Raw genomic sequence first — 16379 nt, 5'->3', positions numbered from 1 at the left:
CGCCTTCGACATCACCTTCGACGGCCGCCTCTCCGCAGCCCAGCAGTAACCCTCAACCACCCCAGCTACACCGTTCGTTTGACAGACCCGCACCCCGTTGGTATCCGGACGAACTCCGCGAGCGCGCGATCCGTGAGGTCCGCGCCACCGGCCGCCCGGTCGCGCACGCCGCGAACGACCTGGGCATCCGCAAGGAGGCCCTGCGCGGCTGGGTTCGGCAGGCCGAGGCCGACCGCGGGGAGCAGGACGGCCGGCTCACCACCGCCGAGTTGGACGAGCTCAAGCAACTCCACAAAGAAGTAGCGGAGTTGCGGCGGACGAACGAGATCCTGAAAGCCGCCTCGGCGTTTTGCCCAGGGGATCGACCGTCCCCGGACGAGGCCGAGCAGGTGATCGACCACGTACGCGAGAGGGGCCTTGGGGTCGATCCTGCCTGCCGGGTGCTGGAGCTGTCGTCGTCGACGTATTTCGCCCGCATGAAGCGGCCGAAGTCGGCCCGTCGGCGCCGGGACGAGCAGCTCATGCCGCTGATCGGGGAGGTCCACGCGGAGTCGGGCGGCACTTATGGGGTCCGCCGGATGACCCGCGCGCTTCGGCGCAAGGGCCACGGGGTGGGCCGCTGCACCGGCGGGAGGCTGATGGCCGAGCTGGGCGTGGAGGGCGCCATCCGTGGCCGGCGGCGTCGGACCGCGGTTCCGGAACCGTCGGCGGCGAGTCCGTCGGGCCTGGTCGACCGCGACTTGACCGCCTCGCGGCCTGATCAGTTGTGGGTGGCGGACATGACCTGTGTCCGCACCTGGTCGGGGTGGGCGTATGTGGCGTTCGTCCTGGACGTGTACTCGCGGATGATCGTCGGGTGGCAGGTCGCGGACCACATGCGGACCGAACTCCCTCTGGACGCGCTGGAGATGGCGCTCTGGCGGCGCCGGATCAAGAAGGACTCCGGACGGGTACACCACAGCGATCGCGGGTCGCGAGGCGGATGCAATTCGGTGTACCGACCGGCTCGCCGACATCGGTGCCTCCGCCTCCGTCGGATCGGTCGCGCACTCGTATGACAACGCGATGGCCGAGGCGCTGAACGGCACCTTCAAGGCTGAGCTGGTCGAGATGCGGGGTCCCTGGAAGGACGTCGACCAGGTCGAACGGGCGATCTTCCAGGGGATCGCCTGGTACAACGAGGAACGCCTGCACTCCGCACTCGACTACGCGACGCCAGCCGGGTCCATGTCGGCGACGCCGGGCCGGGACCGGGCATCGAGGGCGTCCCACGACAAGACCACCAGCTGCGCACACTGCCGCTCGCGCCCCTGCGCCTTGCGGTGGATCCGCGCCCACGGGCCGAAACCACGCTGCGTGAGCTGCCATTTCGCCTGCGCGACCTGCTTGACCACCGGATGGTCCTCCGGCAGGCGCAGGGAACGGCGCTGACCAGGGCCCTCCAGGCACTCCGTCAGACCCAGCTTCACGGCCGCCGACGCGGTGGGCGCGATCAGCGGGTCGCTGTCTTTGCCGTAGCGGTTCGACTTCGGGGCACCGAGGCCGGACTCACGCAGCGTCCACTCCACCAGCTCCGGAATCGTGGGGGCCGGGCAGTCGAATGACATGGGCAAGAGAAGAACACACGAAAAGCCGCCCGGCAGATGTCGGACGGCCTTCGGCAACGCCTCGAACCTGGGCGTGCGGGCCACCCACGCCCGAATCACCAGGGGACGAGTCCAGGATCTTCCCGGTCAACGTACCGAGCGCAGGGCGATGCCCGGCAGGGGGCCACGCCTGGCCGGTTCCCTAAGGTGACGCCCTGGGGCAGACCGACGCCCTGGAACCGCAGGAACATCGAACCCCCGCCGCCTGTCGCACCCGCCAGGGTCACCGCGAGGAAGCCGGCGTACCGCACGACGAGGCATCCGCCGCGTGTCCGGCGAGAGCGGCACACGGGGCACGGGGCACGGAACAATCAGGGGCTGCGGGCCGGCAGCTGCCGGGCAGCCACACGCCCCGGGACCGTCCGCAGCACCACGCGACATGATCCGCCACGGGCCGCATCGCGCTCACCGCACCCCTGCATGCGCCAGGTCAGGCGCCCGGTCACACCCCGGGCTCCCCTGCCTCACCACCCCCGAAAACCCACGCCTCCCGACGTCTCCAGCAGGCTACTGCGCCCGGCACCAGGAGCGGCACCCGAACCTCATGGTGTGATCCCCTCCGGGCCCTGCGGCGCGGGCAGGCCCGCCTGGTGGGCCAGGAAGGCCAGGCACTCGGCCTCCAGGGCGACCGCCCGTGACAGGGACCGGGCGCCGTGGCCCACGCCGTGTTCCAGGCGCAGCAGAACCGGGGCGGGGCTCGTGGTGGCGTGCTGCAGGGCGGCGCACATCTTGCGTGCGTGCAGCGGGTCGGTCCTGGTGTCACCCTGGGAGGCGGTCAGCAGCACCGCCGGATAGGCAGTGCCGGGGGTGATGCGGTGGTAGGGGGAGTAGCCGAGCAGCGTCCGCAACTGGCCGGGGTCGTGGGCGGAGCCGTACTCGGGGACCCAGCTCGGGCCCAGGCCCGACCGTTCGTAGCGGACCATGTCCAGCAGCGGGGCCCGGCACACGACAGCGGCGTACTTCCCGGGCTGCTGGGTGAGAGCCGCGCCGACCAGCAGGCCGCCGTTGGACGTGCCCATGATCGCGATACGGCCCGGTTCGGTCCAGCCCGAGGCCAGCAGATGATCGGCGGCGGCGGCGAAGTCGTCGAAGGTGTTCTGCTTGTGCGCCCCGCTCCCGGCCCGATGCCACCCCTCCCCCTCCTCACCGCCGCCACGCAGCCCCGCCCACGCGAAGACACCGCCCGCCCTGACCCAGGCCAGGACCTGGGCCCGGTACCGGGGCGACATGATCTGCCCGAAACCCCCGTACCCGGTCAGCAGGAGCGGGCGCGGAAGGTCCGGACGGCCCGTCGGGGAGATCACGAACATCCCCACCCGCGTGCCGTCCCGGGAAGGGAAGGTGATCTGCCGAGTGTGCGCGCCGACGGCCCTCGGGGCGAGGCGCGGGCCGTGCTCCCACCGCACCACACGACCGGTGCGCGCGTCGATACGCAGCACCTGAGGCGGGGTCACGAAGTCGGTGTACGTGAAGTGGGCCTCGAAGCTCCCGTACTCCCCGGGCGAGAAATCACCGACCGCGCCGGTCCCGGGCAGAACAGCGGTCGCCAGCTGTGTGCCGTCGGTCAGGTCGTGCACCGTCACCTCCGCCACCGTACGACGGCTCCACGCCACCACACCCAAGGGGCACTCCGGCCCAGGGCCGGAGAGGACGGTGAGGTGGGTGAGGGTCGCGTCGGGGCGCTCGGGAATCACCTCGCGCCACGCTCTTGGGCCCAGATGGAGGTCGGCCGGACGGACGGCGAGGACCCGGCCGCGGGGAGCACCGTGATCCGTCCGCAGCCACACGGGGTCTTGCGGGCCGGTGCCCGGCACAGCGTGCAGGCGGGTCGCGGCCGGCAGGTCCTCCTGGACCGGGCGCAGCACCGGGCGCTCGGGCGGGCCGACGGTCAGATCGGCCAGATGGACTTCGCTACGACGGCCCGTGCCGGGCGTGGCCCGGATCGCCAGCCACCGGCCGTCGGCCGTCACCGCCACACTGTAGAACTGGGTCTTCTCCCGCCCTTCGCCGAACACCAGCACGTCGGTGTCAGGGGCGGTCCCGAGCCGGTGCAGCCACACCCGGCGGTGGTACCGCTCCTCACCGGGGTTCAGCCGTGGGTCGAGCCGTCTGACGTAGAAGAACGCCCGCCCGCCCGGCAACCAGCCCACCGAGGACTTCCGCACCCGGTCCACGGGCCCGTCCACCGTCCGCCCCGTAGCCACCTCCATCACCCACAGCACCGAATCCTCCGTCCCGTTCCGGGACAGCTGACAAGCCACCAGATCACCCTCCACAGACGGCTGCCACGCATCCAGCACCGTCCGCCCGGAAGGGTCCAGGGCATGAGGATCCAACAGGACCCGCTCCGCCGCGCCCGGGCCGGGCTCCCGCACCATGAGCACCGGGTGCTCCTGGACGGCGTCCTGCCGCAGCCAGAACAGCCTGCCGCCCCGGGACCTCGGTGGTGAGGCGCGGTCGACAGCGGTGAGCGCCGCCACCTCCTCCTCCCACCGCTCCAGACCCGGCCAGGCCGCCCGCTCCGCCTCGTAGAGGGCCTGCTGTCCCTCGCTCCAGCGGCGTGTCGCGGGGGCGTGCGCGTCCTCCAGCCAGCGGTAGGGGTCGCAGACCGGCAGGCCGTGGAGTTCCTCGACGATGTCCTGGCGGTCCGCATGAGGGTAGCGGCGGGATGCCGGGCGGGCGGCGGAGGTCACTGGATGCTCCCTGGTGGTGTGACGGGTGAACAGGGCGGGTGGTCGGCCGTGTGGTGTCCGGTGGATACCTGATGGGTGATGGTGGTACGGCCCCGGTGCGCGTGTGCCGTCCGATACGTACGGGAGAGCCACCAGCGGGTGCACCGGGCGCCGGACCAGCCGGCAAAGGGGCGGCGAGGGGCCCTAGGGTCGGTCCGGGCGTGGCTCCGGTGGTACGGCGGCTGTCGGCACACCCGTACCTCCGGCCCCGGTCTTCCCGGCGTCCGCCTCCTCTTCTTCCTGGGCGGGCCGGGCCGTACCCGTCTCCGGGAGCGCCAGCCGGGCGTAGAAGCCCGACAGCAGGACCACCAGCCCGGCCACCGCGAGAATCATGTCGACGGGCCCGAACCGCAGGCCTGCCACCGAGCTCTCGAAACCCGGCAGCACCGCCCCCGCCAGCCAACCCGACAGCGCCGCCGCGAGCATCGACGCCACCTGCGTCATCGGCTGGAACACCGCCACGACCCGCCCCCGGAAAGCCGGAGACGCGGCGGTCAGCAGCAGCGGCGCCATCGCCGTGTTCAGCATGGTGATCGGGATCGTGAAAAGAACCAGCAGAGCGAGACCGCCCAGGAGAGTGCTCTGCCGGGAGTAGGCGATCAGCAGGACGCCGCTCACCAGCAGGCCCGTCCAGGTGGTCCGCCGTGCCCCGATCCACTGCACCACCCGGCCCGCACACAACGCGCCGATGATGCCGCCCGCCCCGATCGCCATACCGACGTAGCCGTAAAGATGAGCCGGCATGTTCAGATTGCCGGTCGTGAAGAAGATGTTGAGCGTGTTCAGGGCACCGACCCCGAACTGCCCGATCACGGCGAAGACCAGCAGCGCGACCAGGAACCTGCTCCGCCCGAAGAACCGCAGACCCGCGACGAACTCCGTGAGCACCCCGGAACGACGGCTGCCCGCGGGTGCGGCGTCTGCGGGACTGTCCTGCGCACCGCCCCCCTCGGCGGCCGGCTCCTTCGGGGAAGGGCCTTGCCGGGGGGACGCCTTCGGGGGCGGGGGGATCCGGACCGAGCGTATGGCCAGGTACGACACCAGGTAGGAGAGCGCGTTGAAGAGCAGGGCCCACTGCACGCCCAGCGTGAAGAACAGCGGCGCGGCGAGCGGCGGGCCCAAAATCAGCGCCGTCTGACTGGTCGCCTGGGTGATGCCCGCCGCCCGGGCACGGTCCGCGTCCCCCTTGAGCAGATCCGCGATGATCGTGAAACGGGCCGGTGCGAAGAACCGGGCGGCCGCGTGCAGCAGCAGGACCGTGCCGTAGACCAGGGCGAGCCACACCCCCGCCGGAAGCGCATCGGTCGGTAGGAACGCCACAGCCGTCAGCAGCGCCACCAGCCCCCCACGCAGCACCTCGGTACCGAGCATGATGCGGCGCTTGTCCCAGCGGTCGACGAAGACACCCGCGATCGGGCCCACGACCAGCACGGCCGTGCCCCCCGCCACCAGCACACCGCTCACCGCCGCCGGTGCCCAGGTCTCCTCCCCCGCCAGCACCGTGGCCACCCACAGCATCAGCGTCGTGCTGAAGACCATGTCCCCCAGGGACGAGACGGCCTGCCCGAACCAGAGCCGCGTGAAATCGGGGCTGACGAGAGTCAGACGCGATGCCATGTCCGCCTCCCCGACAACACGACCAGTCCCATCAGAGCCGTCACCAGAGTCGTGTGGTACGCCATACGGAAGAACTCCCCGGCCGGAGCCGAGTCCGGTGCCCTCGACGCGGCCGACCGTCCGGGGATCGCACCGTCGGGCCGCTGGGCCCGCGCCAGGCACTCCACCGCCGCCGCCCCCGAGGGCGTATCCAGCGGCTCCAGCCCCAGGATGAACTGGGTGATGACCAGTTCCGCCGCCAGGTCCCACCGCTCATGGCCGACACAGTGCTCCAGCATCCGGTCGGCCAGATCCCTTGCACGTGACAGGCGATCGCCCGTCAGGTGGGGGGCCGCCTGGCCGTAGTCACCGAGGTAGAAGGCAGCGTGGGTGAGGGAGTAGCCCTCCGCGTTCGTCAGCGGCACCGTGTCCGGTGACACGGTGTCCGGGAGCGGTACGGCGGGCAGCGTCACCAGCGGGCTCAGCGCGGCGAGTTCGGCGTACGGCTCCATCCCGTGGCGTACACCCGCCTTGTCCGCGTAGTAGCGGATCTCCAGGCGCTTGAGGGGTGGCCTGCCGGATGAGGTGAGGGCTGCGGGTGCCAGCCTCGCCAGTGCTCCCCGGGCCACCGTGTCGTCGATTCCTGCGGGGGCCAGCGCGGCGAAGGCCAGCGGGTAGGAGGGGGCCGCCCCGGGGTGCGCGTCGAAGAGCCCGGGGAAGTCCTCCTGCTGCCAGAGCCTGCGCAACAGGGCCCGCGCCTCCTCCAGCCGGCCGTCGGACGGGTCCGGCAGACGCGCCGCGCAGTGGCAGAGCAGCGCCAGTTCCATGACGGCCTTGGCCCGCAGGTGCGGCGGCGATCCGGCAGAGTCCGGCGCGTACGGGTCGAAGCGGTCCAGGTTCCCTCCCAGCCAGTCGAACGCACGGGCGGAGAGCTGGTCGAGAGACGATGGCATGGCTACAGGCGCTCCGTCTCGTCCAGGTAGTCCAGCAGGGCCGCGTCCACCGAGTCCCGGAAGCCCGCGAGGGTCCGGGCGTCCTCGTCGAAGCGGTAGAGGTCCTCGCAGGAGACCCAGCGCTCACCGGTCTTGGTGCCGGGCCGGTATCCGCCGGTGACCGTCCCGACCTCCCAGTCGGGTTTGCCCGCGGTCTCCCAGCAGCTGGCCAGAGTCCCGTCCGCGCTGATCACCGCCCCGTAGCGGCCGCCCGTGTGACCACACGTACGGCACGGGCGACGGGCGCCCGGGCGGCTGACCGCGAACCCGAGTTCCAGTGCCCGCCGCTGCCATCGGGTGAAGTGCTCCGAGAGCTCTCCCGTGTGCAGCAGGTCGTTGGCGTATCCGATGCCCACGTCACCGACCCGGGCGAAGTACAGGGCACAGCGGGCCGGGTCGAGCGCTCCCGCGAGCCGGTCGATGAGCGCGTCGATGCCGTGGAAGGTCTCCTGGGAGACGTTCACCCGCAACGTCCAGCGCAGCGGGGCGGCCTCACCCGCCCGGACGATGTTGTGGACGATCCTGTCGAACGTCCCGCCGCCGTCGGCCCGGTTGACCCGGATACGGTCGTGGTCGGCACGGTCACCGTCGAAGGTGACCTGGACCAGGTCCAGCCCGAGAGCGGAGAGCTTCCGGGCCAGCGATGGGGTCAGGAGTGTGGTGTTGGAGATCATCCACGCCGATGTCATGCCGATGCCGGCCGCGCGCTCCAGCAGTTCCAGGCAACCGCGCGGGTTGAGCAGCGGCTCGCCTCCGAAGAGCAGGATCCGTAACCGCTCCAGGCCGGCATCGGCCATCTGCCGCTCTGTGAAGCCGAGGATCGAGGTGATCGTGGGGGAGGTGAGACGTGCCCTGGCGATTCTGGGTGGGCGGCTGCCGCCGGCCGTGTCCTGGGCGGTGTTCTGGAAGCAGTACCCGCACCCCAGGTTGCAGTGGGTGCTGGTGAGGACGGTCAGGGCGTAGGAACGGACGGGCGGGGAGGAGAACAGGCCACGTTCACGCAGCCGGTGTTCCGTCTCCGACCGCAGAGACCCCTGCGGGGTCAGGTGCCCGGCGCCGAGACGGGCGATCCCGCCACGCCCCAGGAACCACCAGTTCCGCTTTCCCTCCAGCAGACGCGCGCCGTCGGCCAGGGCGACCTGGTGCTCACTCATCGTGCCCCCTCGACCGATGCGGTGTCGGCAGCACGTGCGGTAGGGGCCGGGGGAAGACCGGCGGTCCGGCCGGAGTTGACGATCAGCATCGTCAACGCGGTGACCAACGTCGCCTGGTAGGCCCACCGGAAGTACTGCCCGGCGGGCGCGGTCGCCGGGGCGGACCGGGCGGCGGACTTTCCCGGTATCGCGCCCAGCGGCGACTGGACCCGGGCGAGCATCCGGATACCGGCCGCCCCGGACGGGGTCCGCAACGGGTCCATACCCAGGCAGTACTGGGCGAGCACCAGCTTCGCGGCCGACTCCCACTCCCCCTCGCGCACACAGTGGCCGGTGAGCCGGTCGACCACATCCCATGCCCGCCCCCAGGGCTCCCGTTCCAAGCCGAGGCCCCGGTCCCCGAAGCCGTAGTCGCTGAGGTGGAAGACCGTGTCCGTGATCTCGCAGACGTCCAGGGCCGCCACCGGCAGTGTGTCGGCCCGGGCCAGCACACTGGCGGCATACAGCTCCTGATACGGCGCCAGTTGGTGGTCGACGCCCGCGAGATCCGCGTAGAAGCGGGTGCCCAGGTGCAGGTAGGGCGACTTGCGGCCCGGCGCGAGATAGCCCTCGGCCGTCAGCCGCTCCAGCGCACCGCGCCGCCACCTTCCGGTCACCCCGGGCGGTGCGAGAGCCGCCCACACCAGCTGGAAGGGGCGCGCGTTCACCGGGTCCCCGGCCATCAAGGGGAGGAAGTCCGGGGCTCGTCCGGCCTCCTCCACCACACCTCGTACGTGCCCCAGCCCCGCCTCGTCCGGAGCGGCCTTCTCCCAGTAGCGGCACACCAGCGCCAACTGCAACAACGCCTTCGTCCGCGGGGTCGTCGGCAACACGGCCAGCGCTTCAGGGGAGTTGAGGTACGCCGCACTGGCCCCCACCCACTGCCGCGCACCCGCCGACAGACGTTCCACAGCCACGGCTACGGCCGTCTTCGTCTCCCCGGGTCCGCCCACCGCATCGGCCCCACCGGGCCGGGCGGTCGCGTCCGTCGTGCCGGCCGTGTCAGGGCCGGGTGATCGCCTCATCATGCTCCTCCTTCGAATCCCCAGGTCGCCGGGGCACCGCCTCGACGATGTCGGCCGCCCGGCCCGCACTGTCCACCGCCGCGAGCCCGCGGCCCAGCTCTCCGGCCCGGGACCGCAGGCCCTCATCCCGCCAGACCTGCTCCAGCAACCCAGGCCACAGCCCCGGCGAGGTCTTCGGCAGATGCGCCGCCACACCCGCCCGCATACACGCCCACGTCAGCAGCGGCTGCTCGGACCCGTTGGGAGAAGCCCCCAGAGCCCGGCCACGCATCAGAGCCGCCAGCACCGGTGCGGACGTCCCGCTGGTCACCACCAGGTCGGCCATGTCGATCAGCGGCCCCATCCAGGGCTTGCGCACCGGCAGAATGTCCGCGCCCGGCGCAGGCTCGGGGTGCGGGGAGCGCCCCTGCTCGACCACGGCCTGGAACCGTCCGCCGGTGAAAGCCTCATTGAGATGGGGCCACCGGCTCGCGCCCTCGAAGACCCGCCCCAGGTGTACGTAGACCACGGGCTTGTCCGTCCGCGCCAGGAGCTCCCGTACCTCCTCGACCTCCGCAGCGTCCGCCGCCGGCTCCCATGCCAGAGGCCCCACGTGCCACACCCGCTCCGGCAACCGGGCCCCGGGGAACTCCAGCACCGGGTCGCCCCGCAGCAGCAGCGCGTCGCCCAGCAACGGGCTGCTCCCCCGACGGGGGCCGCCCGCCGCAAGGCCGGCCTCCTCCCGCACCCGCGCGTACAGCCGGCGCATCTCCTCCGTGCGGTTCCCCCGGCTGCGGCCCAGCGGCGGTTCGCCCTCGCCACCCGCCGCGTACTCCCACAGGTGCACCGAGAGGCCGACCACCACCACGGGAATGTCCAGGGCCTCGGCCGCGAGCAGGGCTCCGTTGCACAACACCGAGGTCACCAGGAGGTCGGCACCGAACTCACGGGCCGCCCGCACCGTCGCCCGGTACTGCTCCAGCCCCGTACGCCCCCACCATGCCGCGGAGAAGGCCCGCCGTCCCCCGAAGTTCTCCGCCGCCGTGAACGGGAGCCCCGCGCTCGCCACAAGGGGCTCCACATCGGACCGCCCCAATACACCGACCTGGTGTCCCCGAAATGCCAGTTCCCGCCCCACCGCAATCGTGGGATAGAGAAATCCGCCGTCACTCAGCGGACACAGCAGAACGTTCACAGCACACCCGCCAACCACCCGAAATCGGAACCTGACCGAATACTCGGAACCCGCCCGAGTGAACGGTGAAGAACGACCGGCCCGATCGCGGGCCACGCAGCACGTCACGGCAGCGGGCCTCCGGCGCCCGGAACACCGCCGGGCGCCGGAGCCCGCGCCGTGAACAGAAACCGACGCGCCCGGTTACTGCAGCATGTCGCTGTTGTTCGTGATGCAGATACCCGCCTCTTCCTCCTCTTCCTCGCTGTGGGCGACCACCTCGAAGTCCTCCAGCTCGCCCTCGACCGGACCCGCGCTCTTCTCGTTCTCGGACATGGGAAATCCTCCTCCGATTGCGGCGCCGACCACACCGGCACCGCCTGGAGAAGAACGTATGAATCCCCGGTATAGCAACGCCACATCACCGCGCCGACACCGGTAAAGGGCCCGGAAACAGCGGCTACGGACCTCCGGAGCGGTGCGGCGTGTGCCGGGGCGGTACGGCACGCTCCGCGCCACTCGGCGCTCCGGGGCCGAGCCGTCGGACGAGGTCGCTACGTACCCTGGGGGCATGCGTATGCGCCCCACTCTGAGCTGGACCCCCACCGGGGAGCCGCCGCCCGGCACCACGGACCCGCAGCCGGTCGTCGACGCCCTGGGCAGGGGCGGTGTGCTCGTGCTGAGCGGGGCGGGCATCTCCACGGAGTCGGGCATTCCCGACTACCGGGGCGAGGGCGGGAGCCTGGGTCGGCACACCCCGATGACGTACCAGGACTTCGTCGCCGATGCCCGGGCGCGCCGGAGGTACTGGGCGCGCAGCCATCTCGGCTGGCGCACCTTCGGCCGGGCCCGTCCCAATGCCGGGCACCGGGCCGTGGCCGCCTTCGGGCGGCACGGGCTGCTCTCGGGTGTCATCACCCAGAACGTCGACGGTCTGCACCAGGCCGCCGGCAGCGAGGGCGTGGTGGAGCTCCACGGGGGCCTGGACCGGGTGGTCTGCCTCACCTGTCGTACCTTCAGCCCGCGCCGCGAACTGGCCCGGCGGCTGGAGCAGGCGAACGAGGGCTTCGCGCCGGTCGCCGCCGCCGTCAACCCGGACGGTGACGCCGACCTCACCGACGAACAGGTCGGGGACTTCCGTGTGGTGCCCTGCACGTCCTGCGGCGGCATCCTCAAGCCCGACGTCGTGTTCTTCGGTGAGAACGTGCCACCGCAGCGGGTCGAGCACTGCCGCGAACTGGTCCGCCGGTCGACCGCCGTGCTCGTGCTGGGCTCCTCGCTGACGGTGATGTCGGGACTCCGGTTCGTCCGCCAGGCGGCGCAGGCCGGGCAGCCGGTGCTGATCGTCAACCGCGACCCGACCCGGGGCGACCGCCATGCCGTGACCCGTATCGCGCTCCCCCTCGGTGCCGCCCTCACCACCGTGGCGGGTCGGCTGGGGATCCCCGTCGACGAGACGGCCGCCCGGACCGAGCCCGGGTGAGGGGGTACGGGGGTGAGGGGGCAGCACGGTTCCGGGAGTCCCTTCGGCTCTCCGCAGCCCCTTCGGTGTCCGGCCTCCCGGGCTACCGGGCGAACTTCCTCAGGTCCTTCGCGAGCGTGCTGACGGCCGCGGGGTTGCGCGGGCTCTCCACCAGGTCCACGTAGTCCAGCACGACGATCCGGTCGTTCTTGACCGCGGACACGTTGGCGAGCGGCTTGTAGGACTTCAGGAACGCCCGCTTCTGGTCCGCCGTGGTGTCACCGTAGTTGTTGATGACGATGACCTCGGGATCGCGGTCGACCACCGTCTCCCAGCCGACCGTCGTCCAGCTGTCCTTGAGGTCCTTCATGATGTGGTCGCCGCCGGCCTTGGTGATGATGTCGTGCGGTCCGGCGTACGCGCCCGAGGTCAGCGGCTTGTCCTTGCCGTCGTCGTACAGGAAGACGCGCGGGCGGCCCTCGCCCTTCGGCGCCTCGGCCTGGGCGTCGGCGACCTGCTTCCGGAAGGACGTGACGAGGGCCTCGGCCCGGTCCTCCACGTCGAAGATCTTCCCGAGGTTCAGCAGGTCGGTGTAGAGCGCGTCGAGCGGCGGCATGACTCCGCGGGCCTTGCCCTGTCCGTTGCGGCACGATTCGCTCAGCAGGTACGAGTCGACGCCCACGCGCTTCAGTTCGGCGGGGGTGAAGCCCTCGCCCTCGTTGAAGCCGTAGTTCCACCCCGCGAAGACCAGGTCGGCGTTGGCGTCGAGGACCAGTTCCTTGTTGATGCGCTCCTTGGAGAGCCACGTGGTCTTGTTGTAGCCGTCCTTCCAGGGGACGGACGTCATGTCGCCCTTGTCGTCGGGCATCACGTATCCGGCCATGTGGCCTTCGAGGCCGAGGGCGAACATGATCTCGGTGATGCCGACGTCGTTGGTCACGACGCGCTGCGGCGCCTTGGCGTAGGTCCTCTTCTCGCCGCAGTTCTCGACGGTCACCGGGTAGTGCCGGTCGGCTTCCGCGGTGCCTTCCTTCCCGTCGGCCCGGGTGGTGACGTCCGCGCCGCAGCCGGTCAGGGCCAGGGCGGCGGCGAGCAGGAAGGCGGCGGGGCGGGTGGGGTTCGGCATGGTGGCTGGGCTCCTCAGGGGGTGGTGGTGGGGCTGGTCGGCGGGAGGTCGAAGAGCAGCTGGAGCACGCCGGTCTCGGGGTGGGCGACGCGGTGCGCCCGTACGCCGAAGACCTCGGCCAGCAGTTCGGTGGTCAGGACGTCGTACGGGGCTCCGGAGGCGACGATCCGGCCGCGGGCGATGACGTGGACGAGGTCGCAGTGCAGGGCCGCGAGGTTGAGGTCGTGCAGGGCGGTGAGCACGGTCAGGCCGCTGCCGCGGACCAGGGCGAGGATCTCCAGCTGGTGGGCGATGTCCAGGTGGTTGGTCGGCTCGTCCAGGACCAGGACCCGGGGTTCCTGGGCGAGGGCGCGGGCGATCAGGACGCGCTGCCTCTCGCCGCCGGAGAGGGTGAGGAAGCCGCGTTCGGCCAGGTGGGCCGCGCCCACCCCGCTCAGCGCCTCCTCGCAGCGGCGGCGGTCCTCGTCCGTCGTCCGGGCCATCGGGCCCTGGTGCGGCATCCGTCCCATCGCCACGATCTCGGCCACGGTGAAGTCGAACTCCGCGACCGCGTCCTGCGGGAGGGCGGCCAGTCGGCGGGCTCCCTCCTTGGTGGACAGGGCGTGGAGGTCGTCGCCCCCGATGCGGACCGCTCCGGAGGTGGGGCGCAGGGCCCGGTAGACGCAGCGCAGCAGGGTGGACTTGCCGCTGCCGTTGGGGCCGACCAGGCCGACGAGCTGCCCCTCCCCCGCCGTCAGGGTCACCTCGTCGACGAGCCGCGCGCCGGCGGCCTCGACGGTCAGCGCGTCGATGTCGATCCGCATCAGATGCCTCCGAAGGAGTAGGTCCGGCGGCGCATGAGCAGGATGAAGCAGGGGACGCCGATGACGGCGGTGAGGACGCCCACGGGGAGCTCGGCCGGGGCGAGCACCACGCGCGAGAGGACGTCCACCCAGATCAGCAGGACGGCTCCGGCGAGCGGTGCGACGGCCAGGAGCCTGCGGTGGTCCGCGCCCACGAGCATCCGTGCGGCGTGCGGGACCATCAGGCCGACGAAGCCGATCGCTCCGCTGACCGCGACGACGGCCCCCGTGACGGCCGCGGCGACGAGGAAGAGCTCCCTGCGGAGTCTTCCGGGGTCCACCCCCAGGGCAGCGGCAGTCTCATCGCCCATGGCGAGGGCGTTGAGGCGCCGCGCCGACCAGGCGAGATACGCGAGTCCGAGGAGGACCGCTCCCGCGGCGATCGGTACGGAGCCCCAGTTGGCGCCGCTGAGGCTGCCGAGGAGCCACATCATCGCCGAGCGTGCCGCCTCGCCGCGCTCGGCCGCGAACACCATGAACGTGGTGACGGCCGAGAAGCCGTAGTACATCGCTGTCCCCGTCAGGACGAGCCGCAGCGGGGTCAGTCCGCGTTCGGTCCGGGCGACCGCGTACACGAGCGTCATCGCGACCAGCGCGGAGACGAACGCCGCCGTGGACAGCGCCCAGATGCCCAGCGCCCCCAGCACCCCGAAGATGAGTACGGCGTTGGCACCGACCGCCGCCCCCGAGGAGATCCCGAGGACGAACGGGTCGGCGAGTGCGTTGCGGACCATGGCCTGGACGGCGACGCCGATGGCCGACAGGCCGGCCCCGACGATCGCGGCCAGCACGGCGCGCGACAGACGCAGTTCCCAGACGATGGTGTAGGCCGCCACTTCGTCGGGGCCGATGGCCCCGCCGGCGAGTCCGGCCCACAGGTAGCGCACCACCTCGGCCCAGGAGAGGCCGGAGGCCCCGAGCCCGGCCCCGCAGAGGAGCGAGAAGGGGAGGGCGAGGCCGAGGCCGGTGAGGAGGACCGGCAGCGGTATGCGCCGGGGCGGGGGCGGGGCGGCGTCGAGGCGCGCCGGACGCGGGGGTCGGGAGGGTCGGGAGGGTACGTGGTCGACGGACGTGGCCACAGGCCGGTCGCTTTCGCCTCGGGCCGTGCGCCTGCGCGAAAACCGGAGCAGCCCCGGGCGGAGGCCGCCCGCGCAGCACCCTTCGCAGTCCACGGCGAATTGTCAGGAGCCTTCTCCGCCACGGGTGATCGGGCTCGCGGAACCAGTGGCTCCGCCTACCGTTGCGGGTCAGCGCCGGACTTCGACCGGACTTCCCCCGTGGGGAAGTCGCAGCTTAGCGTGTGCGTGCGCCGCGCCCTCAGGGCCCTGGGCGGCGGTACGGATCCCTGCGGTCCGGGGCGGTCCCTGCGGTCTCGGGGCGGGTCCCTGCGCGACCGGCGTCGGGTGCCGGCCGGGGGGGGAGGACTGGTTCACGGTCCACGTGGGCCGGAGATCGCCGTACGGGTGGCTCAGGACCTGCCGGTGCGGGTCCTGGACCTCGACCCGGCCGTCCGCCGGATCGCCCTCCCGCACCGGCAGGCCGTCCCGGGGGCTGCCGGCGAGAAGGACGGGATCGACCGGGGAAACGTGGTCATGTTCGTGAGCCGGTGTCATGAGTACGCGTACTCGCGCGCAACGGCCTGCTCCAGTGCCACGCTGTGCTTCCTGACCCTGTGGCTGAGGAGTAAGCATGACGAGTGTGCGGAGATCCGCGTCTGTGGCGCTGCTGGCGGTGCTGGGCCTCGCGGGGGCGGGCCTCGCCCCTGCCGCGGCGGCGACCGGGGGGCTCCTTCCCCATCCCGGGCCGGACGGCCTGGTGTGGGTGCCGGAGTGGACGGGCGACGGTGGCGTGGTGTCGGGCGGGGCCTCGGACCGACTGCACACCGTGCTCACGGTGGCCTGCGAGGGCGGCGGCGATGTGCGGGTGACGATGGATTCGCAGGGGGCTCGGGTGGCCGCGTTCACGGTGGACTGTCCCGTGGGCAGCGCGGGGGTGGGCTCCGTGTCCATGGACCCCGGGGTGGTGCCGGGGGGTTCGTTCGGTGTGGGGGTCGACGCCTCGCACGGGGGCATACGGTGGTCGCTGACCGTGGCCCAGCCCGAGTAGCCGGGACAGAGCCGGGCGAGGGCTCGCGCCGGGCCGCTGCCCCTCCCGTCCGGCGGGGTACGGCAGGATGAGGCCATGAGCGTAGTCAAGATCAATGTACTGACCGTCCCCCGGGAACAGCGCGAGACGTTGGAGAAGCGCTTCGCGTCCCGGGCCCACGCCGTCGAGGGTTCCGACGGGTTCGAGTGGTTCGAGCTTCTCCGGCCCGTCGAGGGCACGGACAACTACCTCGTCTACACGCGCTGGCGTGACGAGGCCTCCTTCCAGGCCTGGATGGAGGGCCCGATGAAGGCGGCGCACCAGGGCGGCGGCGCCGGTGGCGGCGAACGTCCGAAGCCGGCGGCCAGCGGGTCCACCGTGTGGTCCTTCGAGGTCGTACAGCAGGCCGGGCCCGTCGGTTCGTAGCACAGCGTCGGGGGGGGGGGGGGGGGGGGGGGGGGGGGGGGGGGGGGGGGGGAGGGGAGGGGGGGGGGGGGGGGGGGGGGAAAAAAAAAAACAAAGAACAC

General features: G+C 71.9%; 15 protein-coding genes and 1 pseudogene. 5 read left to right on the top strand and 11 right to left on the bottom strand.

Translation table 11 applies throughout. The features are described from left to right. Both AC0682_RS09945 and AC0682_RS09940 read left to right on the top strand, forming a co-directional pair. Nucleotides 1–1058: IS3 family transposase (locus AC0682_RS09945; RefSeq protein WP_478532046.1), on the top strand; the 1058-nt coding region annotated here is incomplete at its 5' end. A gap of 7 nt (nucleotides 1059–1065) precedes the next feature. Continuing rightward, nucleotides 1066–1161: pseudogene (locus AC0682_RS09940) on the top strand (hypothetical protein); the annotation flags it as partial. A 44-nt stretch (nucleotides 1162–1205) separates the two neighbouring features. Here AC0682_RS09940 and AC0682_RS09935 read toward each other — a convergent pair. From AC0682_RS09935 to AC0682_RS09900, 8 genes are all read right to left on the bottom strand, one after another. Beyond that, on the bottom strand, nucleotides 1206–1607 hold the full coding sequence (locus AC0682_RS09935) for a hypothetical protein (protein ID WP_478532066.1): 402 nt from the start codon (nucleotides 1605–1607) through the stop codon (nucleotides 1206–1208). Between the two features lie 581 nt (nucleotides 1608–2188). Continuing rightward, on the bottom strand, nucleotides 2189–4339 hold the full coding sequence (locus AC0682_RS09930) for a prolyl oligopeptidase family serine peptidase (protein WP_478532045.1): 2151 nt from the start codon (nucleotides 4337–4339) through the stop codon (nucleotides 2189–2191). A 183-nt stretch (nucleotides 4340–4522) separates the two neighbouring features. Beyond that, nucleotides 4523–5995 (bottom strand): MFS transporter, encoded by a 1473-nt coding sequence (locus AC0682_RS09925; RefSeq protein ID WP_478532044.1) that lies wholly within the window; start codon nucleotides 5993–5995, stop codon nucleotides 4523–4525. Then, nucleotides 5980–6927 carry a DUF6895 family protein gene (locus AC0682_RS09920; RefSeq protein ID WP_478532042.1) on the bottom strand — a complete coding sequence of 316 codons (948 nt, stop codon included), beginning with the start codon at nucleotides 6925–6927 and terminating at the stop codon, nucleotides 5980–5982. Before AC0682_RS09920 ends, AC0682_RS09925 begins: the two co-directional genes overlap by 16 nt. Nucleotides 6928–6929: 2 nt before the next feature. Further along, entirely contained in the window at nucleotides 6930–8120 is a 1191-nt protein-coding gene (locus AC0682_RS09915; RefSeq protein ID WP_478532041.1) for a radical SAM protein, read from the bottom strand. After that, the gene (locus tag AC0682_RS09910; protein ID WP_478532039.1) at nucleotides 8117–9076 is read right to left on the bottom strand and encodes a DUF6895 family protein; all 960 of its coding nucleotides are present in this window, start codon (nucleotides 9074–9076) and stop codon (nucleotides 8117–8119) included. Before AC0682_RS09910 ends, AC0682_RS09915 begins: the two co-directional genes overlap by 4 nt. A gap of 85 nt (nucleotides 9077–9161) precedes the next feature. Continuing rightward, nucleotides 9162–10232 (bottom strand): glycosyltransferase, encoded by a 1071-nt coding sequence (locus AC0682_RS09905; RefSeq protein WP_478532038.1) that lies wholly within the window; start codon nucleotides 10230–10232, stop codon nucleotides 9162–9164. 309 nt (nucleotides 10233–10541) lie between these two features. Further along, nucleotides 10542–10673, bottom strand: coding sequence for a hypothetical protein (locus tag AC0682_RS09900; protein WP_478532036.1), 132 nt, complete (start codon nucleotides 10671–10673; stop codon nucleotides 10542–10544). A gap of 235 nt (nucleotides 10674–10908) precedes the next feature. On the opposite strand from AC0682_RS09900, the gene AC0682_RS09895 reads away from it, so the two are divergent. Next, nucleotides 10909–11820 (top strand): NAD-dependent protein deacetylase, encoded by a 912-nt coding sequence (locus AC0682_RS09895; protein ID WP_478532034.1) that lies wholly within the window; start codon nucleotides 10909–10911, stop codon nucleotides 11818–11820. Nucleotides 11821–11902: 82 nt separating this feature from the next. On the opposite strand, the gene AC0682_RS09890 is transcribed toward AC0682_RS09895, so the two are convergent. The 3 genes from AC0682_RS09890 to AC0682_RS09880 are packed head-to-tail and all read right to left on the bottom strand — an operon-like array spanning nucleotide 11903 to nucleotide 14846. Then, complete coding sequence (locus AC0682_RS09890; RefSeq protein WP_478532033.1) at nucleotides 11903–12925, bottom strand: ABC transporter substrate-binding protein; 1023 nt, start codon at nucleotides 12923–12925, stop codon at nucleotides 11903–11905. 14 nt (nucleotides 12926–12939) lie between these two features. Beyond that, complete coding sequence (locus AC0682_RS09885) at nucleotides 12940–13728, bottom strand: ABC transporter ATP-binding protein (RefSeq protein ID WP_478532032.1); 789 nt, start codon at nucleotides 13726–13728, stop codon at nucleotides 12940–12942. Next, complete coding sequence (locus AC0682_RS09880) at nucleotides 13728–14846, bottom strand: FecCD family ABC transporter permease (protein WP_478532030.1); 1119 nt, start codon at nucleotides 14844–14846, stop codon at nucleotides 13728–13730. Before AC0682_RS09880 ends, AC0682_RS09885 begins: the two co-directional genes overlap by 1 nt. Before the next feature lie 610 nt (nucleotides 14847–15456). Between AC0682_RS09880 and AC0682_RS09875 the strand changes: the two genes are divergently transcribed. Together AC0682_RS09875 and AC0682_RS09870 are read left to right on the top strand one after the other, a co-directional pair. Next, on the top strand, nucleotides 15457–15873 hold the full coding sequence (locus tag AC0682_RS09875; protein WP_478532028.1) for a hypothetical protein: 417 nt from the start codon (nucleotides 15457–15459) through the stop codon (nucleotides 15871–15873). Nucleotides 15874–15948: 75 nt separating this feature from the next. After that, the gene (locus tag AC0682_RS09870; protein WP_478532027.1) at nucleotides 15949–16278 is read left to right on the top strand and encodes an antibiotic biosynthesis monooxygenase family protein; all 330 of its coding nucleotides are present in this window, start codon (nucleotides 15949–15951) and stop codon (nucleotides 16276–16278) included. The last annotated feature ends 101 nt before the right edge of the window (nucleotides 16279–16379 follow it).

The organism is Streptomyces sp. NPDC043746 (assembly GCF_056436485.1).
This window is presented reverse-complemented; position numbering and strand designations above follow the sequence as displayed.